Source organism: Idiomarina sp. 29L (genome assembly GCF_004123135.1).
In the GTDB taxonomy this organism is placed as follows: domain Bacteria; phylum Pseudomonadota; class Gammaproteobacteria; order Enterobacterales; family Alteromonadaceae; genus Idiomarina.
Map to the genome: position 1 here is coordinate 89,562 of NZ_SDJS01000002.1, position 21,129 is coordinate 110,690.

Below are 21,129 nucleotides of genomic sequence, written 5' to 3' on the forward strand. Positions count from 1 at the left end.
CATTATGAGTATAAAATTCGAAGATCGACCTTTAGACAAGGTTCGTGAGGAAACTATTGACCAACTGGTCATGAACTACGGTCACGGGGAGCTTTCCTCAGAAGCGTTTGAGCGCCGTCTCGATGCGGCTATGGATGCAACAGAACATAGTCAACTTGCTGCACTAGTAGATGACCTTGAGCTGAAGCCTGACACGTCGTACGACAGCATGAAAGAACAAAAATTCTCGCCACACTATGGTGAAGGACGCGCCCAACCAACGGAAAATGTCGTCTCTATTTTGTCATCCAATGAGCGAACAGGTGTGTGGACCGTTCCGCGTGAAATAACGGTGTATGATTTTCTGGGCTCTGTCGAACTCGACTTTACGGATGCCGTATTCCAACACCCCGATGTCACGATCAAAGTGGTCGGGATGCTTTCAAGTCTCGAAATTTACGTACCTGAAGAAATCATGATAAGCACCAACGTATTTAATATTCTTGGTTCCACTGAAAACAAAGCCCCATCCATGGGAAACCTGAAGCAAGTTCCCCATATTCGAATTGAAGGCTTTCACGTGCTCGGTTCGGTTGAGGTAAAAGTCAAACGCACCATTAAAGAGAAGTTCGTGGCTTTTGCAAACAGCCTGAAAGAAACCTTTAACTCAAAGAACTTTTACTAAGCAGCAGCCAGCTGTGCCAAATACTCGTCGTAACTACCGGCAAAGTCACGTAAGCCTTTGTCGGTAATTTCAATAATACGGGTCGCCAATGACGACACAAATTCGCGGTCATGACTGACAAATAGCAAAGTGCCCTCGAACTGCTCCAGCGCCAGGTTCAGAGACTCAATAGATTCCATATCCAAATGGTTCGTTGGTTCGTCCATCACCAGAATATTAGGCTTTTGCAAAATGAGTTTGCCAAATATCATGCGGCCTTTCTCACCACCGGACAAAATAGATACTGGCTTTTGAATATCATCCGCAGAAAATAGCATACGTCCCAACACGCCGCGTATCGACTGCTCGTCATCACTCGGTTGCTTCCACTGATACATCCACTCGTACACCGTCATTTCCTGTTTGAACAGGTGAGCGTGATCCTGAGCGTAATAACCAATGTTGGCATTTTCTGACCATTTGATACTGCCGGATTCCGGCGTGTAGTCGCCCATCAGACACTTCAGTAAAGTCGTTTTACCAATACCATTGGCACCAATAATGGCGACTTTTTCGCCCACTTCTACCGAGGTACTCAAGCCTTTCAATACCGCCTGCTCGTCAAAGCTTTTACGCACATTCTCGGTTTCAAGCGCCAGCCGGTACAGCTTCTTCTCTTGGGTAAAGCGAATATACGGATTCACTCGGCTTGATGCTTTCACTTCTTCCAGCTGAATCTTTTCCATTTGGCGCTGACGCGAGGTCGCCTGCTTGGCCTTCGAGGCATTCGCCGAGAAGCGGCTCACAAAGCTCTGCAGCTCCGCAATCTTCTCTTTCTTCTTGGCGTTGTCGTTCATCAGCTGTTCACGCGCCTGAGTGGCGGCAAACATGTATTCATCATAGTTGCCCGGATACACACGTAGCTCGCCGTAATCAATATCGGCCATGTGCGTACAAACCGTGTTCAGAAAGTGACGGTCGTGCGAGATAATGATCATGGTGCTTTGCTTTTCCGCCAGCACCTCTTCTAACCAACGAATGGTGTTAATGTCCAGGTTGTTGGTCGGCTCATCCAGCAGCATAATATCCGGCTCAGAAAACAGCACCTGCGCCAGTAACACCCGAATTTTAACACCCGGCGCCAGTGCCGACATCAAGCCAAAGTGCTGCTCGACCGGTATACCTAAGCCTAACAGCAGTTCTCCGGCGCGAGACTCGGCTGTGTAACCGTCCATTTCAGCAAATTCAGTTTCTAAGTCGGCAACTCGCATGCCGTCTTCTTCACTCATCTCACCGCTGCTGTAAATACGGTCACGCTCTTCTTTCACCGCCCACAGTTCTTCATGCCCCATAATAACGGCATCAACCACGCTGTAGTCTTCATAGGCAAACTGGTCCTGACGCAGCTTACCAATGCGGGTGTTGGGCTCTAACGACACGTTGCCGGCGGATGGCTCTTGTTCGCCGCTTAAAATACGCATAAAGGTCGACTTACCACAGCCGTTAGCGCCAATAAGGCCATAACGGTTGCCATTGCCGAATTTAACAGAGATATTTTCAAAAAGAGGCTTCGCACCAAATTGCATGGTGATATTTGCAGCAGAAATCACGTAATCTATATCCAGGATGAGGGAGTAAAAATGAGCGCGCAATGTACGTGTTTTTCCCGTAAATTACAAAGAAAGATTCACAAATAGGTAATTGATGATGCAAATGTCCTGGACAGACCTTTCTAACAATATTGGTAAAATTTGGAATACCGAGCTTTGGAAGTCTGGAGAAGCTCAAATTCACCTCAGTCAGGTAGTCATTGCGCTAACGCTTATCATTGTTGGTGTTATTGTTATTCGCTGGGTTGGTTCCCGACTCGTCAAGCGAGCACTTAGCTCCGGCAATGCATCGCAGAATACCGTTTTTGCGTTTCGCAAATTATTTTCCGTTCTTGCCTATGTCCTTATCGTTCTTATTGCCCTTCCCGTTGCAGGCATTCCAATTACCATATTTGCCGTGCTTGGCGGTGCATTAGCCATTGGTGTGGGTTTCGGCGCACAAAACCTGCTCAACAACCTCATTTCGGGCATGATTTTAATCGCTGAGCGCCCTATTCGCATTGGTGACATTGTCGAGTTGGAAAAAGAGCGCGGTCGGGTAGAAGAAATAGGTAATCGGTGCGTGCGTATTCGTCGTTACGACGGTGTCCACGTGTTGGTTCCTAATAGTTACTTTTTGGAGCAACGCGTTGTTAACTGGACACTGGTTTCCGCAGATATTCGTTCTGTTGTGACAGTCGGTGTCGCTTATGGGTCGCCCGTTGAAAAAGTGCGTGAACTATTGCTGCAAGCGGCAAGCGAGCACGAGCAAGTATCCAAAGACTACCCTGTTGAGGTCATTTTTGAAGACTTTGGAGAGAGCTCCCTGGTCTTTAACGTCTATTTTTGGACCAGCGTCCACCAGCCTATGGATATTCGTCGTATTCAGTCTGATGTGCGATTTAAGATTAATGGTTTGTTAAATACAAACGACATTGTTATTGCCTTCCCACAACGCGACGTGCATTTGGATACGTTAAAGCCGTTGGAAATCAAAATGACCCAATCGGACGCATAAAAAAAACGCCACCTCAGATGAGGTGGCGTACAATTACAACAACTACAACAATAACAACCAGGGATTACTTCGTTTAAAACTCGTAGCTGTAACTCAAGCTAACGACAGTTCCTACTTCTTTACTACGGACTAAAATGCCCGATTGGTTCACTTCCTGATCTTCACCCAGCAAGTTTTTCACTTTTAAGCCAATCTTTGAGTTGAAGTTCGGGTAGTAATTGTAAACCAAATCCAGGGAGTGGAACGGTTGTTCATAAGCGTCATCACGACCACCGACACCAGCAGCCAGAATGCGCTCACCAAAGACGTTATACACCAACGAGGTTGAGTGCTCGCCGTTTGCTGAGTCATAGTTCAACTGGAAGTTCGCGACGTATTCTGAATGACCGGTCATGCGCTTTGTTGGGTTCGTTAAGTTACCTGCCAACGCCGGGTCAATCGACGCCTCGGAATCACTCCAGGTTAAGTTACCGGAGGTGAAGAAGCCGTTCGCCAAATACCCTAAGTCGTGCAACCACTCAAACTCAACGCCGTACACTTCCGCCGACTCACCGTTCACATACGTTAAGGTGTAGTCTTCATCGCCGACACGAAGTACCGACTCAACCGGGTTCGAAATGTCCTTATAAAACGCTGCCACCGTATAGTTGTCGCCGTTATCTGCATAGTATTCAAAGCGTGCATCGTAGTTTTTTAAGTCACTGCTTTGCAGACCAGCCGTACCAAAGGTACGAATGTCAGTCACCGGGTCGTAGTAAGCCACCGGCACGGTTTCACGCAGATCCGGGCGGACAACCGTTTCACCATAACCAAAGCGAAGCTGATAATTGTCGTTCGCCATGTAGGTTAATGACAAGGCGGTATAAACATCGTCTTCCGAAATCGAACTATCGACAACGCGCTGAGGATTGAAGTAGTTATTCAAGTCCTGCTCATCAAAAATCAAGCTCGAGGTCGCCAAAGACACCTGTTTAAAGTCTTCGTAGCGAAGACCGCCGCTGACGCGCCAGGTATTGTCGAATATCACATCAAATTCACCGTAGTACGCGTCAATCTTCTGCGCCGCTAAATAGTCATCAGCGTTAGGTGCCCCCGGCTCACGGAAGGTAATACGAAAATCGTTTTCGTCGATGACCTCATCCGTCAAATAACCAGTCACCCCCAACACATTATCTAAGTCGTCCAGTACCGACAGGCGTGAACCCGAAGCGTTATCCAGACTAAAGCGACTAGTACTGTAATAGCGAGCCTTGTCCATAAAGTCGTAACCGGCTTTCAATTCCAGCTCAATACCGGACAACATAATTGGCAGAGAGAAATTACCGCCGTAAGACTTCACGTTGTCTTCCATGTCAACGAACTGGAAAATCGCCCGGTTGTCATCACCGGTGACCCGAGTCTCAGAGAAGGTACCGTCGGTATTATAAATATCATCAAAGCGATACGACACCTCGGTTGGAATATCCGTTTCCGCTTTTGACTCTGTGTACTGCCAGTCAAAGCCAACACCCCAGTAGTCCATGAAGGTGTGTTGCCCACGGAATTGGTCTACATCCAGAACACGTTCTTCATACTTGAATTCATGCTCTCGGTTAGCAATGCCGGTTCCGGCGATGGTCTTTAAGTTACTGCCGTTGGGGCTTTGCTTAATACCGAACTCGGACTCATCCTCTGAGTCTTCCAGATAAATTTTGGTGTAGCTGACGTTGTGGGTATCGAGCTGATAACCCGCTGTGAAGAAGCCGTTCAAGCGTTCCGTTTCTGTGGTTACAGTGGTTTCCGACAAGGTGTTGTAACAAGAATTCGACACATCTTCGGCGGTTTCAAGCGAGGTTGAACAGCCTGCTTCCGCGTTATTACTAATGACGGCATTACGACGCGCTGACGCATCCCAGTCATTGTCGTACGACGCTGCAGCTAACACACCGAAAGTACCGCCGAACCAGGACTCATCAAAGCTGTTACCCAAGGTCGCTTTTAAATCAAAGTTAGGGTCTAACGACTCTTTTTTAAGTACCATGTCACGCGGCAACTGCTTCGCTAACGACGCATTAATGGCACGCGCCTGATCACCGGCACTGGTGCCGTTACCGGTTAATCCGTCGGTATTAATAATATTACGCAAGCTAAAATCGCCTTCGTAAAGACCAATCGCGCTTTGAATACCTTCGGGAATACCCGAGTCGTTACGGTTATAGGTGTAACCTTCGTCGGCATTGCTGTTGAAACCCACACCCGCTTCTACGCTAAAAACAAAATCATTTGGCAGAGAGCGTGTGCGAATGTCGATGTTACCGCCACCAAAAGCAGCCGGCATTGACGGTGAAAACACCTTTTGTACCGCCATGCTTTCGATAATGGTCGACGGAATAATGTCCAGTGGCACCACATTGCGGGTTAAGTCCGGGCTGGGAATACTGGCACCGTTAATACGGGCACTAGAATAGCGTTCACCTAAGCCGCGAACATAGATGAATTTGCCGTCAACCAACGTCAAACCGGTGACGCGACGCAAAGCGGAAGCCGCGTCGCTGTCACCTGAGCGGGACAATTGCTCCGCACCTAAAATATCCGCTACGAAAGCCTGATTCTTACGTTCTTCAACAACCGCAGCGGCACTTCCCTGCAAACGACTGCCGGTAGTCACCACTTCTTCAATGGTCGATTCACGCTCGATGTCAGCGTCTTCAGCTTGCTGAGCCAAGGTTACCGGACTGGTAGCGACAAGACCTAATCCAACCGCCAGTGCTACAGGCTTGAGTTTGTAGTGATTTTTCATAACCAACTCCTACACTAAAATCGGAAAATAGGCGCAACCTGTGTGCGCCTATTCATTGACCTGCAACTCAACTTAGTCCTGCTCAGAGGCGGTTACTGCGTTGTCTACCCACTGATACCATTCAGAGCTGGTGTCGTCGTTCGACAATGCACCGATGAAATCAACCGCGGTAAAGAAGTCGTCATTCAGTCCGGTTAAGTCATTTGCCGTAATTGTGATAGATGACGACATGTCAGTTGAAATACCGTCATCGTTCAGTACGGTTGCTGAACCGTCCAGAATTTCATTCGCGCTGCCGTTTTGGTACCACTGAGTGTAGGTTTCACCATCAGCGAAGGTATTGTCACCCGTGCTAACAAAGTTATTGGTACAAGCTAATACTGAGCTGTAGAAGTCCAGTTCACCGTTATCCACGCCAGCTTCACCGTCCGACGTAAAGAAGACACAGCCATCATCTGCCGTACCGTTTTCTTTGATTTTCAGCACGTTGTACATTTGACCCTGGAAGTTGTCGTCAAATTTAGTCGCAATTGACGGGTCGTTGTCGCGCACAGACGTGCCGTCAGTGGTAATAATGGTCACGTTAGCAATGGTTGGGGCAGAGGCCGGTGCTTGCGAGTAGTCCGGTCCATTGTTTTTCTCACCGTCAGCTTCAAAGCCACCGTTGCCCATGTAGTTAGTCTGGCCGTCTACCGTCACAGTGCCATGTTTAATGAAAACAAACTGTGCACGTCCCTGCCAGCCGGCGTCCATGTCTAAAGAGTCGTCCTGAGTATCCGTTACGACAATGTTTCTTAAGTCAGCAGCGCCACCGAAGAACTCAATACCGTCATCGAAACCCTGGTGGATGTGAATGAATTCGTAAGAAGAGCCAGAACCTACTGCGTTCAGCGTTAGTGAGTTCAAGTCGTCGCCATCACCGCCATCACGAGGGCCTGAGCCTGCGTACCAAATTTGTGCGTACTTCATTGAGCCGCTGTCGTCAGTGTTGTCGTTACCGCCGTAGAAGCTGACAATACCTTCCGACTCACGGTTACAAGTACCGCCATCACGTTCAGCATCCGTACACTCATTGGTAATGCCGTTACCGTTAATGATGATACCGCCCCAGTCCGCGTAACGTGGCGCATCGCCAGAAACGTTTAAACGGTCAAATTCATTGGCCGAGGTAAATTTAATCGGCTTATCAAACGTACCAATAGCATTCAGTTGCGCACCGCGGGCAATCTGAATAATGGCTTCGCCGGAAGTGAATGCTAAAATCGCTCCCGGCTCAACCGTCATCACCGGACCGTTTTGATTAATCTCACAACCCGTCGTGGTGTCACAGTCTTCACCAATCTGTAAAGCGCCTTCAAACACGTGTACACCGCCGTCAGGCAACTCATCAAACGTAATGTCTTCCGTAATTTCTATCGTTGCACTGGCAAAGTCAGTATCGTAGGAGCAGTCCTGACCATCGTATTCACCCTGAACGTCTGCGTAGGTTGCACATGGATTAGATGAACCGCTGTCACCGCCCCCGGTATCACCGCCGGCATTCGAGCCACCACCATTATTCACGGTTGGCGTCACGTTAATATCGCCGCCGCAACCGGCTAATAGAAGTGCTGTGGTCACTGCAGATATCTTAAATAAGGTATTGAATTTCATTGGGTTCTCCCGACTTCTTCGTGTCATGTTGTGATTTAAGTCGGGAGCAGATTAGGACGCTTGCATGACAGGATTGTGACAACACAAAAGTGTCACAAAATGTTCACGATTTGGTAACCAAAACGCGTGGTGATGATCTTTGCACTTGTTGAATAAGTAACCTATATCAGTAATGACACATCAACGAGGAAAAGTTATGCGTAAGCTTTTAGTAAGCGGTTTACTGGCGGTGTTTGCGCTGCCAGCCACAGCCGATCGTTTCGAAGACGTCACCATTGAACATAATGAAGTGGCGGACAATATCTATATGCTGACCGGTGCCGGCGGCAATATTCTGATGTCTTCCGGCAGTGACGGCGTGTTTATGATCGACGACCAATATACGCAAATGTCAGAGCGCATCGCCGATAAGGTCAAAGAACTCAGCGGCGAAGACGTGAAATACATTCTGAACACTCACTTCCACGGCGACCATGTCGGCTCGAACATGTGGTTTGCCAGTAATCAGGATTCGACAATTTTCGCACACGATCATGTGCGCGAGCGCCTAAGCAATGACGACAATTTCGAAGCAATGGGTCTGCCGGCGATCACTTTTGACTCGGGCACTACGTTTCACTTTAACGACGACACCATTTACGTGTTTCACTTGCCTGCCGGACATACCGACGGTGACAGTGCCGTCTGGTTTGAAGACGCGAATGTTTTGCATCCGGGCGACTTATTCTTCAATAAACGCTTCCCGTTTATTGATCTGAAAAGCGGTGGCGACGTGGACGGTTACATCGCCAATGTCGAGCAGTTACTCAACCGTATTACTGACGACACGGTGATTATTCCCGGCCACGGTCCACTGGCCAATAAAGCCGATTACGAAAGCTTTTTAAACATGATGAAAGAAACAAAAGCTGAAGTTGACGCCATGAAGCAGAATGGCATGAGCCTTGAAGAAGTCCAGGCGAAAGGCCTTAGTGACAAGTGGGCTGACTGGAGTTGGTCATTTATTAACGAAGAGCGCTGGATAGCAACGCTCTACTGAGTTTTAAGTAACCGTAACCTGACTAACAAACCGAACGGAAAATTAACTGTTCGTTCGGCTGCTCAAGGTGATACTCCATGGCCAGCTCGTCGCAGTTGGCCAACCTTGGGCAAATCTCACAGTCCTTCATGACTTTTTCCGGCAAGGTGTCTTTCGAGCAATAGCGAAAACCTTGCTGTTCAAAAAAGTCCGGCACCCGGGTCAGCACTATCACTCGGTTTAGCTGCAACAGGCGGGCTTTTTTCAATAAGTAAGCCACCAGCATACGCCCCTGACCACGCACCTCGGTTTTAGGGTTGACTCCTAACGAGCGAACTTCCGCTAAACCTGTGGTGTAGATATACAATGACGCACAGCCCATTACCTTACCGTTCACTTCAGTCACCGCAAATTCGTTAATAGAATGCACGATATCGTCTTTCGCCCGTGGCAGGTTCTCACCGGCTCCAGCCCAGTGCTGAACTAAGTCTAAAATCGCGCCAATATCACTTAAGTTCGCGTCACGCACCTGAATTTGCTGTTGCTGCTGCGCTGCTTTTAACGCTTCATTCACCCGCTGCGGCGAGGTACCACCCAGGGCGCAACGTTTATCCAGTAACGCGTCCAGCGTCAGCCAGTCATAAACGTCCTGCTCAATCACCGGCGCCACTGCCTGAAAGGCTTCCAGTGACATATCTTCCAATGGCTTTTTCGCCTGAATGGCTTGTTGCACCAGTTCACCAACGTTGTGATGCGCCTGCCGAAAAGGAATGCCTTTGGATACCATATAGTCCGCGAGCTCAGTCGCATTGGCATAACCGCCTTGCGCAGACTTACGACAAGCCTCCTGATTAACCGTCAGACCATTCAGGGTCGAGGTCACCATCGCCAGTGATGCCTGCCAGGTGGTAAAGGCATCAAACAGCCCCTCTTTGTCTTCCTGCATGTCTTTGTTGTAAGCCAGCGGCAGTGCTTTTAAGGTCATCATTAAGCCGGTTAATGAACCCACCACCCGGCCGCTTTTACCGCGCACCAACTCCAGCGCGTCCGGGTTTTTCTTCTGCGGCATCAGTGACGATCCCGACGTCACGTTATCGGCCAGCTCAATAAAACCAGCTTCCCCGGAGTTATAGAAAATTAGGTCTTCCGCTAAGCGCGACAAATGCAGCATCGACAACGACGCGGTGCTTAACAGCTCCACCACAAAGTCACGGTCAGATACTGAATCCAGACTGTTGCGCGTTGCTTCACTAAAACCCAACTCGCTGGCGATGGCTTCACGGTCGACCGCATAGGCTGTGCCTGCCAGCGCACCGCAACCTAAAGGGCTTTTATTGAGCCGATCAGTGGCGTCTTGTAAGCGGTCACTATCGCGCTGCAGCATTTCTACATAAGCTAAGCACCAGTGTGCCAGCAATACCGGTTGCGCCCGTTGGAGGTGCGTATAGCCCGGTATCACGGTGTCTTTTTCACGTTGCGCCAGGTTCAGTAATGCCTGCTGAGTCTGCTTCAGTGACTGCTGCAGAACACCAGCCTGCTCCCGGCACCACAAGCGTAAATCGGTGGCAACCTGATCATTACGGCTGCGCCCGGTGTGCAGTTTCTTGGCTAAGTCACCCACCTTAGCTATCAGCGCTGCTTCCACAAAAGAATGAATGTCTTCGTCGCCACCAACAGCCACTGCCGCAGGGTCTTCTCGCACTTCACTGAGCAATTCATTCAATGCCTGCTGTAACTGCAGACATTCATCATGGTTTAACACGCCAACCTTGTGCAGCGCATTCGCCCACGCTTTCGAGCCGGTAATGTCCTGCTCAGCCAGCACATAGTCAAACGGCAACGAGTCATTAAACTGCTGAAACGCGGCATCGGGTCCTGCCGCAAAACGTCCACCCCATAGCGCCATAACCTACCCCTTTTGCTGCTTCTGTAGCGCCGCTATCCGGCTGGGAAGAGAGAACAACCGAATAAAGCCTTCGGCGTGCGCCTGGTTATAGACTTCGTCCGCACCAAAAGTCGCAAAGTCTTCGCTGTATAAGCTATTCGGAGAACGCTTCTGCACCGCAGTGACTGAGCCTTTATAGAGCTTCAGTACTACCTCACCGCTGGCGGTCGAACACAGCGACTGCGCCGCGCTCATGACCGACTGCTGCAATGGGGTAAACCAGCGGCCGTCGTACAACAGCTGTGCAAACTGCTCGCTCAGTTGCGCTTTCCAGCTGCGGCTGGTTTTATCCAGTACCAGCTCATCAATCGCCTGTAACGCAGCCATCATCACCGTACCACCGGGAGTTTCGTAACAACCACGGCTTTTCATGCCCACTAAACGGTTTTCGACAATATCCACCCGCCCGACACCATGCTTAGCGGCAATGTCATTCAACACATTCAGGCATTCAAAAGGCGACAGTGCCTTGTCATTCACCGCCGTGATGTCGCCATTTTCGACCGTAACGGAAACATATTCCGGTTTATCCGGCGCTTGCTCTGGCGATGTCGTCATGGTCCAGACTTTATCCGTAGGCTCACACCAGGGGTCTTCCAATTCCCCGCCTTCGTGCGAAATGTGCCATGCGTTAGCGTCCCGGCTGTAGATTTTGGTCGCCGACGCCGAGCACGGGATATTCCGCTCGGCCAAATAATCGAGCAGAGACTCTCTGCTGCTCAGCTCCCACTCCCGCCACGGCGCAATCACTTGTAAATCAGGCGCTAATGCGGCGTAGCAGGACTCAAAACGCACCTGATCATTGCCTTTACCGGTACAACCGTGCGCTAGCGCATCGGCACCCACTTTGCGAGCCACTTCAACCTGAGCTTTAGCGATAATCGGACGCGCCATGGCCGTGCCCAATAAGTAAGTGCCCTCGTAAATGGCCCCGGTCTTGAGTGTTGGGTACACGTAGCTCTTCACAAACTCATCTTTTAGATCAACCACGTGGCATTCGGATGCACCGGACGCTTTGGATTTCTCTTCCACGCCTTCCAGCTCCTCTGCTCCCTGTCCCACATCAGCCACAAACGCCACAACTTCGCAGCCATAATTTTCTTTTAACCAGGGCACAATGGCCGATGTGTCCAGACCGCCAGAATAGGCCAAAACGACTTTTTTAACGTGACTCATGAGGCTTTCTCCATAGATTCTGGCAGTACTGCTGCCATTGGGTTTAATAACAGGGTTAATAACGCATTTTGTGCGTAAAGCCGGTTCTCAGCTTGCTGGAAACAGCGAGACAGTGGACCGTCCATAACATCGGACGTGATTTCATAGCCGCGATGCGCGGGCTGGCAGTGCAACACCGAAGTGGCGCCACTTTGCTCAACCAGCGGCGCGTTAATTTGATAGGGGTGGAAAATCTCATGGACCGCATCCAGAGGTTTGTCATCTCCCATGGACACCCAAGTGTCGGTGTAGAGCGCATCGGCATCTGCCACCGCAGTAATGTCGTGCGTCACCACAATATTGGCGTCGCTCTTCTTCGCCAAAGCCTTGGCTTTTTTCACAAGGTCCGCATTGGGCTCATAGCCTTTCGGACAAATAACGGTGCAGTCGGCACCTACTGTGGCAGCGGTTAGCATCAGTGAATGCGAGACATTATTACCGTCACCTAAATACACCAGTTTTAGCCCTTTAACCTTGCCGTACTGCTCCTGCAGCGTCAAAAAGTCCGCCAACGCCTGACAAGGATGAAACTTGTCGCACAGACTGTTCACCACAGGAACGGAAGCGTGCTGCGCTAATTCTTCTAAGGTACGATGGGACATCACCCGGGCGACAATGGCATCGGCCCAGCAAGAGAGGTTGCGCGCGTAATCCGCCACCGTTTCACGCACGCCCATGCCCTGCCCCTGCTCATTTAGGTAGACGGCATGACCGCCCAGCTTTTGCAAACCAATATCAAAGGACAAGCGAGTGCGAAGGCTAGGCTTTTCAAATAAGGTGACCACGCTTTTACCGGCCAGTGCGTGTTGGTATTTTTCGGGGTGGTCTTTTTGCGCTTGCGCTAAAGCCAATAATTGCAATGTGTCAGCCGGAGAAAGCTCCAGCCCGGATAAACAATGTTTCATCATACTTACTCACTAATCTGTGTGCCTGAAAAGGGGTTATTCATTACATTCCAACTGCCAATTCGCACACATCGTCGTAAGCGTTTTGCGGCGCTCAGCGCCCCGCGCACTTTTACCTCCATGCCGTCTTTAATCACTCCCGCCTGGGTCAGTTGCTGAATAGACTCTGAATTGAGATGGCTTAAAGGGCTTCCGCTGCCGTCCAGAACTGCTTCAACGTCGGTTATTAACAGCAAATCGGCATTGTAGGTGGCAGCGACGGCCACAGCGGCATCATCCGCATTGACATTGAGCCACTCGCCGTTTTCGCCAAAGCCGATAGAGCTGATAATAGGTAGGTAACCATGCATCAGTAAGTCGGCCAACAACGCAGGCACCGGCTCCGTACTTGAAACCTGGCAAAGACCAACCTGACCTAAGTTTTCAGACTGTCGAACACAGTTAACCCCCGCTTCATAAAGCGTCAGTCCAATCGGTTTTAAGCCTGAGGCAATCGCCTGTTTCATTAAGATTTTGTTGGCCGCGCCTGCCAGGCCACCCACTATATAGGGCATGTGCGGCTCCGGACTGACCCGTAAGCCGCTTTGTTTTTCACTGTGCAAACCAGCGGTGCTCAGCCACTGTTGGACCAGCGAGCCGCCACCGTGAACCAACACGATTTCATCCTCGCTTTGTTTCAGCGACTGAAACAGCGCATTTAGATCTTCTGGTTGTTCCAGCAGGCTGCCACCGAGTTTAATCACCTTCATAGCAAGCCCTCCTCAACCGACACTCCCAGTTGCAGGTTGATGCACTGAATGGCCTGGCTCGCCGCGCCCTTCAATAAGTTATCAATCGCCGACAGCACAATCAGTTGATTCCCCTGTCGATGCCAACCAATATCGACAAACGGTTGATGCTCAACGTTTTTTATTGCTGGCCGACTTTGCGCTTTTACCCGCACCAGCGGTTGCCCGGCATAGCACTGATACGCGCCTTCTATTTCGGTGTCGGTGACTTGCTCGTGAAGATTCGCATAGACGGTCGCCAGTATGCCTCTGGGGAAGTTCGCCAGGTGCGGTGTAAAAAGCACATTTTGTTGTAACTGCTGAGCTATTTCTGGCGTGTGCCGATGATTGAATAGCCCGTAAGCCTGCAATGACAGCTCTGCACCATGAGTATTGAGTGATGCTTTACGGCCCGCACCGGTTACACCCGAAACGGCATTTACAATCACTTTTTCGTCGGTCAGCAAGGCTTTTTGTTTTAGCGGAAGCAACGCCATTAATGCAGCGGTTGGATAACAGCCCGGCACCGCAACCAGCTGTGCGGTCGCAATATCCGCAGCGTGCCATTCGGCCAGACCATACACCGCTCTGCCTAGCCAGTCCGTGTGTTTATGATCAAAGCCGTAGAAGTCGGAATACTGGTTTACGTCGTGCAGCCGAAAGCCACCAGACAAATCAATAACCTTGAGGCCGGCCTGCAAAAACTCTGGGGCTAACGCGACACTCACAGCGTGATCCGTGCATAAAAATACCGTGTCCGCTTGTTCAATAATCGCCGCTTTAGCAGCGCCCGATAAAGGCTGCAACGGCATACTCAAACAATGCGCATACTGCGGATGCAAATCACCGAGCAACTTGCCGGCATCGCTGCTATGCTCAGACACATAACAGCCGATAAGCACTAACGCAGAGTGCTGATTGACCAGCCGAGTGAGTTCGGCGCCAACATATCCACTGGCCCCGATAATGGCGACTGATTGTGAATGAGATGTTTGATACTGCATTAAAAAACCATTGCTGTTTTTGATTAAAAATGCACAATAACCGAATAAATATATTTATGCAATAATACTGAATAATTATATTGAGGATCCTGTTTATGACTGCTCAGGCTTTACCGTCTTTTTTTTCCATGTATCAGCAGCTTATTGCGCTGCCATCCATTAGCGCGACCGATCCTAAATGGGATACCAGCAACAAGAAGGTCATTGACTTATTGGCAGAATGGCTGGAATTACTGGGCTTTGAGTGTGAAATTAGCGAACTGAAAAGCCAGCAGGGAAAGTACAATTTACTGGCGCGGCGCGGCGCCGGTAGTGGCGGATTATTGTTGTCAGGGCACACCGACACAGTGCCTTACGACGCCAGCCGTTGGAACTTTGATCCCTTTACGTTAACCGAAAAAGATAACCGCTGGTATGGCCTTGGCAGCATCGATATGAAAGGCTTCTTCGCTTTTGTCTTACAGGTGTTGAGTGACCTGGATGCTAGCAAACAAAGCCGACCCATTATGGTTCTGGCTACCGCTGACGAGGAAACCACCATGAACGGCGCCCGTGAGGTCAGCCGTTTCTCTAACCTAAAACCCGATTACTGTATCATTGGCGAGCCCACCGATATGCACCCCGTGTACGCACACAAAGGGCACATGAGTGAGGTCATTCGTATTACCGGGCGCTCCGGTCATAGCTCTGATCCGTCATTAGGTATTAACGCGATAGAGCTGATGCACGAAGTCATTTCTTCACTCATGAAATTAAAAGAAGAATTTAAGCATAAATATTCAAATTCAAGCTTCACTGTACCACAACCAACGATGAACTTCGGGCATATTCACGGTGGCGATAACGCTAACCGAATTTGCGGCTGCTGTGAATTGCATTTAGACGTGCGCCCTTTACCCGGGCTTTCTGTAGACGAGCTCTACGCGCATATACACAAAGCCACGGAAAGTATTCAAAACCGCTACCCTGGCTCAATCGAATTGATATCTCTACACCACCCGGTACCGGCATTTGAGCAAGCGTCCGACTCAGCTCTGGTGCAACTCGCTGAAAAAATTTCCCGGTCACAAGCGCAGGCTGTTAACTACTGCACTGAGGCGCCTTTTCTGCAAGAGTTAGGTTGCGAAACGTTGGTCATGGGTCCCGGTTCAATTAGGCAGGCTCACCAACCCGATGAGTACTTATTAACCGAAACCATTGAACCCACTCAGGAAAAGCTAAAAAAGTTATTAAAAAGCTATTGTTTTTCCAACTAGCTGCCGATACAAACAAGCAGCATCATTGATTTAGATTAATGCCAGGTCGTTTAAACGTTAGTAAAAGGATCATCACATGTTACGACAGTTTTCTATAGGTACCAGAGCCATTGGGGCATTCGGTCTAATCGGCGTATTCGTTATCATTCTTGGGCTGTTTGCTCTCAATAGAATGGGCGCCATTGCCGATCGCATGCATGTTATTACCGACAAGCAAGTGCCTGCAGTGGAGAAAGTCAATGCACTAAATAACGAGTTTCTTTACGTCAACATATACTCAGCTAACGTTTACACCTATTTAAACGACCCTGACCGTCTGCAACGCTACTTAGATAGATTAGATTCAGCTTCGGCCAGTTTAAAAGAAGCCCAGGAAGAATACAGTTCTCTTATCGAAGACCCTGAAGCACGAAAACTGTTTAACGAGTACAAAGCGCTTGATAAAAAATATTGGCAGCTCAACAAGCAGTTTTTAGAGTTAGTTAATGCAAAACTTCCTGATGTTATTGCATCACTGCGTGAAAACTCATTAATTCCACTAAGCACAGAAATATCAGCGAAATTAAACCAACTTCAGCAGCGCGAAATGGCGTTAATTAGTGATGCCGGTGATAATGCAACCAGTGTGTATAAAAGTGCCAACATCGCTGTCATCATTGCGATTATTGCCGTCGTCTCGTTACTCATTTTCTTTGCTATTATGATGACCAAAAGTGTCGTCAGCCCAATATCCGCCGCTGTGGATTTTGCAAAAGTCATAGCTTCTCGCGACTTAACTCAAACCATAGACGTTGTCGGCAACGATGAACCGGCACAATTACTCAGACAATTGATTAAAACTCGTGATGAATTGCGCGAATCCATCAGTACTATTTCTGAGTCTTCCGAACAGCTGGCGTCAACTTCTGAAGAATTAAGCTCGGTGACACAAGACTCAACTCGCACCATTCAGCAGCAAACAGAAGAACTCGAACAGGCAGCGACTGCCGTTAACGAGTTGACTACCGCTGTCGAAACCGTTGCTCAGGATGCACAAAATGCATCGGAAGCGTCTGAAGAAGCCAACCGTCAGGCACAACAAGGTGACGATAGAGTTCGCCAAACCGTCAGAGCCATCGAAGAGTTGTCACAAGAGATTGGTGACTCGTCGAGTAACGTTACTGAACTTGCAGAGAAAGTCACCAGCATTACCAAGGTACTGGAAGTTATTCGTGGTATTGCCGAACAAACCAACTTACTGGCACTGAACGCAGCCATTGAAGCCGCGCGCGCCGGTGAATCGGGTCGAGGCTTTGCGGTGGTTGCCGACGAAGTACGCTCTCTGGCTCACAAGACTCAGCAGTCGACCGTTGAAATTGAAGACATGGTAAAAGCCATTAATGAATCCAGCGACCGCTCTGTATCAACCATGGAGAAAAGCATGGAACGAGCGACTCGCACACTTGATGTGGCTCGTGAAGCCGGCGAAGCATTGCAACTTATTGCAACCGCTGTCAGCGAAATCAACAACCATAACACTTCCATTGCCAGCGCCGCTGAAGAGCAGGCCAATGTGGCTCGTGACGTTGATAAGAACCTGGTCAGTATTCGCGACCTGTCTAACTCAACCGCATCGGGCGCCGAGCAGACCAATGCCTCAAGTGACGAGCTCTCGCGCCTGGCAGTTGATTTGAGCGAATTGGTTAAACGTTTTCGAGTTTAGCAACTACAATAATGTAAGAGAGGGCTAACGCCCTTTCTTACACATAGTTTTCCATCTCGGGTAACCCTGAAATACTTTCCTGTAACCATTTGGACTCATTCGCGATAACACGAATGCAACGCTCCGTATGACCCTTCTCTACTTCGTTTACGGAATATTGAAATACTCGCTCTTTTGCACTATCCAACGCCCCTAACACTGATTCAAGCGTCTGCTTCATCAGCAACTGCAAACGCAGTACAGGCAAGCCTACAGTTTTTGCAAAATCAGCCAACATATAAGCGGTTATTGGCTTACTAAAGTTGCCTGCGTTGCCGGCATCGTATTCACCTATAGACATGGCGAAGACCTGAGGAATTTCAGGCGAAATACTTTCTGCCTGCCCCACCTTTCTTCTGGCCTGAAGCTCTTGAATACTGGCTTCGACATTCACTAAATCGTAAAAAGGCGCAAGCTCCAATCCGTTTTTACCAACGAAGTAACTGATATTTTTACCGTGAGCATCGTAATTAGCCGTCAATAAATTAAAGGTCATCCACTTGACCAACGCCGTCTGGTAAGCAAGCACGTTATTGGTGCGTACTGAAAACAATTTAGGAAAAGACACACCGTCACGAATGTAAATGCCGTCACCCGTATCGCCAAATTGCCGTTCGTACTTATAGGACGGCGGTAGGTTAAGGGCCTGGCAACCATCAATAACATGCCGCCGGCGAACACGCCTACGCTCAGCATCAAAATGTCGGTCAAACCTGTTAACAACCAAAGTCGGTGTCTCACCATAGCGCCGGAAATCGACTTCTGGCACGTTGAGCCCGGACAGTTTCGCCAATGTCATCGTGAAAAACTCATTCACGGCAATACAGGGCACACGGCCCGTTTCAAATTTAAAAATACGATTAGAGGCCAACTCGCCTTCAGCAAAGCCGAGTTCGTGTCCGCTTTCGAATAAATTCAGTTTGTCCTGCACTCCTGCTACGGACAAGCGCGTTTTACCATCCCAATAGGTAATAGGCTCAGCCGTTGACTTTGCTCTTTCGAGCTTTTCCGCAAGTTCATTATTGGAAATAGACCTCAGTAGCGTCTCACCCACGGCTTGCCCGGGGGGACGGAATGACAAAGCGCCTGAAGTTTCCTGACCAATTACTCGAATCAGGCCAAACGTATTATTTCGCGAAATGGTCGTGTTCAATACCAGCTCATCTAACCCCTTGCCTTCGGGTAACAGGTTTTGAAGGTAATTATGAACGTCACGCTGCCCGAAGTCCCCGTTTAAAGATAAGTGTGGCGATATTGCAAAACCATTAGCTTTCCATTCGCTATTATAAGTCAACGCCAGCTCTCGCTCAGTTCCCGCAACCAAGCTAAGCTCCGCAATTTTTTTCTGCGTGCCGATATAAACATCGAGCGTGTGTTTGTCAGAACCAGTCACTGTCTGGCTCCCTAAGCTCATTATCTTGATGCTGTTGAGTGTCGGTCACTATGCGAAAGGAGAGCCCGAGGTAGTTCATAACCCGCAGGACATTGACAAAATTAACCCGAGGATCGCCCTTTTCAATTTTCACCAGAGTTTGTCTTGATAACGACAGCGTTTCAGCGACATCTACCAAGCGCAAACGCATTGCCGTACGTTTAGCGGTAATAGCCTCAGCCAGCAGTGCTGCTGAAAAAGGTAGTGTTAAGTCAGGCATAGGAGTTGGCCTGACACTTTTACCATTGGTCACTCTAAAGTTCCTTTAAAATAGAATTTAAGGTTAATATTAGACAATAATCCTCAAAAGTCAATTTAAATAGAACTTTATAGACTTGCGATTAAAAAAATCCATTTAATTCTATTATGACAGTACTTTAAAATACTGCTCAGACTCACCCCCGCTTGAATTTTAGACATAGCCTATCCCAACCTTAAAATAACTTTTGTGAATACCGTTAATTTACTGCATAAATTAGACTAATGGTGCGACCAGCGCCTATTCTGAATCCGTGTTAACAACTCAGTAACAACGGATTCAAAAATGAACAATCTATTTCAATTCAGTCGGCCGCTTGATAACAATGCGAAAACGTTATTCAGCGATGAGCATCAAGAATTTCTTGCCGAGTTGGTCGATACTTTTCAGCCTCGCTTAACCGAGCTACTGGAAAAGCGCCAGCAGCGACAAGCTCATTACGACAGCGGTGCCCTGCCCGACTTTGACCCCAACACCCAGAACATTCGCGAAGGCAATTGGAAAATTGCCGAACTGCCAAAAGACTTAAAAAAACGTCGCCTGGAAATTACCGGCCCCGTCGACCGCAAAATGGTCATTAATGCACTAAACGCAAACGTCGACTGCTACATGGCCGACTTTGAAGACTCACAGTCGCCCACCTGGGACGGCATGGTGAACGGCCAAATTAACTTGCGTGACGCCAACCTTGGCGGCATGACTTACACCGATCCCAACAGCGGTAAACATTATAAAGTCGGTGAGAACCCGGCGCTGCTTATTGCCCGGGTTCGTGGGTTGCACCTACCGGAGAAACACGTACAGCGCAATGGTCAGGCGATTCCCGGCGCCTTGATGGATTTTGCTTTGTACTTTTTAATGAACTATCAGCAACGCCTGCAGCAGGGCTCTGGCGTGTATTACTACCTGCCGAAACTCGAGCACAGCGATGAAGCGAAATGGTGGGCCGATGTCTTCCACTTCACCGAGCGCAAATTTAATTTAAAAACCAGCACGATTCGAGCCACCGTGCTTATTGAAACGCTGCCAGCGGTATTTCAGATGCACGAGATTCTGCACGCCTTAAAAGACCACATTGCCGCACTGAACTGTGGTCGCTGGGACTACATTTTCAGCTACATCAAAACCCTGAAAGCGCACGCCGATCGTGTATTACCTGACCGTCAGGTCGTCAGCATGGACAAACCGTTCTTAAACGCTTATTCGCGCTTATTGGTCAAAACCTGCCATCAACGGGGCGCATTGGCGATGGGCGGCATGGCGGCCTTTATTCCCAGCAAAGATCCAGCTGAGAACGAAAAAATCCTCGCTAAAGTCCACGCCGATAAGATGCTGGAGCGAGACAACGGGCACGACGGCACCTGGATAGCCCATCCCGGTCTTGCCGATACCGTTCGCGAGATCTTTGTTGATGGTATTAAAGGTGACAATCAGCTGCATGTACTGCGCGAAGACGACAATGATATTGACCAGGCCTTATTACTTCAGCCATGTGACGGCGAGCGCACCGAAACAGGCATGCGCACCAACATTCGCGTGTCTCTGCAATACATTGCAGCCTGGTTAAACGGCAAAGGTTGCGTACCAATTTATGGTCTGATGGAAGACGCTGCCACCGCAGAAATTTCCCGCACCTCTATCTGGCAATGGATCCGTCATGGCAAAAAGCTCTCGGACGGCACGCCGGTCACCAAAGCCTTATTCACGCAACTTCTGCAGGAAGAAGCCGACGTCGTAAAAAAAGAAGTGGGTAGCGAGCGCTGGAGTAACGAGCCGTTTGAACAGGCGTTGACACTGCTTGAAAACATCACCACCGCCGACGAGCTGGTCGACTTTTTGACCCTGCCCGGCTACGAACAACTCAACTAATTTCAATTCACAACATTATTAAAGAACAACAAGGAA

At 49.1% G+C, this 21,129-nt stretch carries 16 protein-coding genes; 6 read left to right on the forward strand and 10 right to left on the reverse strand.

Annotated elements, in window-relative coordinates; all coding sequences use genetic code 11:
• Nucleotides 1-4 precede the first annotated feature (4 nt).
• Nucleotides 5-664, forward strand: coding sequence for a DUF1707 domain-containing protein (locus EST55_RS04215; protein ID WP_100690653.1), 660 nt, complete (start codon nucleotides 5-7; stop codon nucleotides 662-664).
• Here the strand turns inward: EST55_RS04215 and EST55_RS04220 are convergent.
• Nucleotides 661-2,253 (reverse strand): ABC-F family ATPase, encoded by a 1,593-nt coding sequence (locus EST55_RS04220; RefSeq protein WP_129496599.1) that lies wholly within the window; start codon nucleotides 2,251-2,253, stop codon nucleotides 661-663. The genes EST55_RS04215 and EST55_RS04220 overlap by 4 nt on opposite strands.
• A gap of 103 nt (nucleotides 2,254-2,356) precedes the next feature.
• On the opposite strand from EST55_RS04220, the gene EST55_RS04225 reads away from it, so the two are divergent.
• On the forward strand, nucleotides 2,357-3,250 hold the full coding sequence (locus tag EST55_RS04225; RefSeq protein ID WP_232709827.1) for a mechanosensitive ion channel domain-containing protein: 894 nt from the start codon (nucleotides 2,357-2,359) through the stop codon (nucleotides 3,248-3,250).
• A 73-nt stretch (nucleotides 3,251-3,323) separates the two neighbouring features.
• Here EST55_RS04225 and EST55_RS04230 read toward each other — a convergent pair whose 3' ends face one another.
• Nucleotides 3,324-6,029, reverse strand: coding sequence for a TonB-dependent receptor (locus EST55_RS04230; protein ID WP_129496600.1), 2,706 nt, complete (start codon nucleotides 6,027-6,029; stop codon nucleotides 3,324-3,326).
• Between the two features lie 72 nt (nucleotides 6,030-6,101).
• Complete coding sequence (locus tag EST55_RS04235; protein ID WP_088768744.1) at nucleotides 6,102-7,682, reverse strand: hypothetical protein; 1,581 nt, start codon at nucleotides 7,680-7,682, stop codon at nucleotides 6,102-6,104.
• A 196-nt stretch (nucleotides 7,683-7,878) separates the two neighbouring features.
• On the opposite strand from EST55_RS04235, the gene EST55_RS04240 reads away from it, so the two are divergent.
• Nucleotides 7,879-8,721 (forward strand): MBL fold metallo-hydrolase, encoded by an 843-nt coding sequence (locus EST55_RS04240; protein WP_129496601.1) that lies wholly within the window; start codon nucleotides 7,879-7,881, stop codon nucleotides 8,719-8,721.
• Between the two features lie 22 nt (nucleotides 8,722-8,743).
• Here EST55_RS04240 and argH read toward each other — a convergent pair whose 3' ends face one another.
• Genes argH through argC form a run of 5 tightly spaced genes read right to left on the reverse strand, consistent with a single transcriptional unit; the run spans nucleotide 8,744 to nucleotide 14,536 of the window.
• Entirely contained in the window at nucleotides 8,744-10,606 is a 1,863-nt protein-coding gene (gene argH / locus EST55_RS04245; protein ID WP_129496602.1) for an argininosuccinate lyase, read from the reverse strand.
• A 3-nt stretch (nucleotides 10,607-10,609) separates the two neighbouring features.
• Nucleotides 10,610-11,821 carry an argininosuccinate synthase gene (locus EST55_RS04250; RefSeq protein ID WP_100690660.1) on the reverse strand — a complete coding sequence of 404 codons (1,212 nt, stop codon included), beginning with the start codon at nucleotides 11,819-11,821 and terminating at the stop codon, nucleotides 10,610-10,612.
• Nucleotides 11,818-12,768, reverse strand: a complete 951-nt coding sequence (locus EST55_RS04255) for an ornithine carbamoyltransferase (RefSeq protein ID WP_100690661.1) — start codon at nucleotides 12,766-12,768, stop codon at nucleotides 11,818-11,820. The genes EST55_RS04250 and EST55_RS04255 overlap by 4 nt, the downstream gene beginning before the upstream one ends.
• 2 nt (nucleotides 12,769-12,770) lie before the next feature.
• Nucleotides 12,771-13,514 carry an acetylglutamate kinase gene (gene argB, locus EST55_RS04260; protein WP_100690662.1) on the reverse strand — a complete coding sequence of 248 codons (744 nt, stop codon included), beginning with the start codon at nucleotides 13,512-13,514 and terminating at the stop codon, nucleotides 12,771-12,773.
• Nucleotides 13,511-14,536: an N-acetyl-gamma-glutamyl-phosphate reductase gene (gene argC, locus EST55_RS04265; protein ID WP_100690663.1), complete on the reverse strand. Its 1,026-nt coding sequence runs from the start codon at nucleotides 14,534-14,536 to the stop codon at nucleotides 13,511-13,513. The genes argB and argC overlap by 4 nt, the downstream gene beginning before the upstream one ends.
• Before the next feature lie 95 nt (nucleotides 14,537-14,631).
• Here argC and argE point away from each other — a divergent pair, with 95 nt between their 5' ends.
• Together argE and EST55_RS04275 are read left to right on the forward strand one after the other, a co-directional pair.
• Complete coding sequence (argE, locus tag EST55_RS04270) at nucleotides 14,632-15,792, forward strand: acetylornithine deacetylase (protein WP_129496603.1); 1,161 nt, start codon at nucleotides 14,632-14,634, stop codon at nucleotides 15,790-15,792.
• Nucleotides 15,793-15,868: 76 nt separating this feature from the next.
• The gene (locus tag EST55_RS04275) at nucleotides 15,869-17,494 is read left to right on the forward strand and encodes a methyl-accepting chemotaxis protein (RefSeq protein ID WP_129496604.1); all 1,626 of its coding nucleotides are present in this window, start codon (nucleotides 15,869-15,871) and stop codon (nucleotides 17,492-17,494) included.
• Between the two features lie 37 nt (nucleotides 17,495-17,531).
• Here EST55_RS04275 and EST55_RS04280 read toward each other — a convergent pair whose 3' ends face one another.
• Together EST55_RS04280 and EST55_RS04285 are read right to left on the reverse strand one after the other, a co-directional pair.
• Nucleotides 17,532-18,926 (reverse strand): HipA domain-containing protein, encoded by a 1,395-nt coding sequence (locus tag EST55_RS04280; protein WP_240665244.1) that lies wholly within the window; start codon nucleotides 18,924-18,926, stop codon nucleotides 17,532-17,534.
• Nucleotides 18,913-19,185: a helix-turn-helix domain-containing protein gene (locus EST55_RS04285; RefSeq protein WP_129496606.1), complete on the reverse strand. Its 273-nt coding sequence runs from the start codon at nucleotides 19,183-19,185 to the stop codon at nucleotides 18,913-18,915. The genes EST55_RS04280 and EST55_RS04285 overlap by 14 nt, the downstream gene beginning before the upstream one ends.
• A 324-nt stretch (nucleotides 19,186-19,509) precedes the next feature.
• On the opposite strand from EST55_RS04285, the gene aceB reads away from it, so the two are divergent.
• On the forward strand, nucleotides 19,510-21,093 hold the full coding sequence (gene aceB / locus EST55_RS04290) for a malate synthase A (protein ID WP_129496607.1): 1,584 nt from the start codon (nucleotides 19,510-19,512) through the stop codon (nucleotides 21,091-21,093).
• Nucleotides 21,094-21,129: the final 36 nt, after the last annotated feature.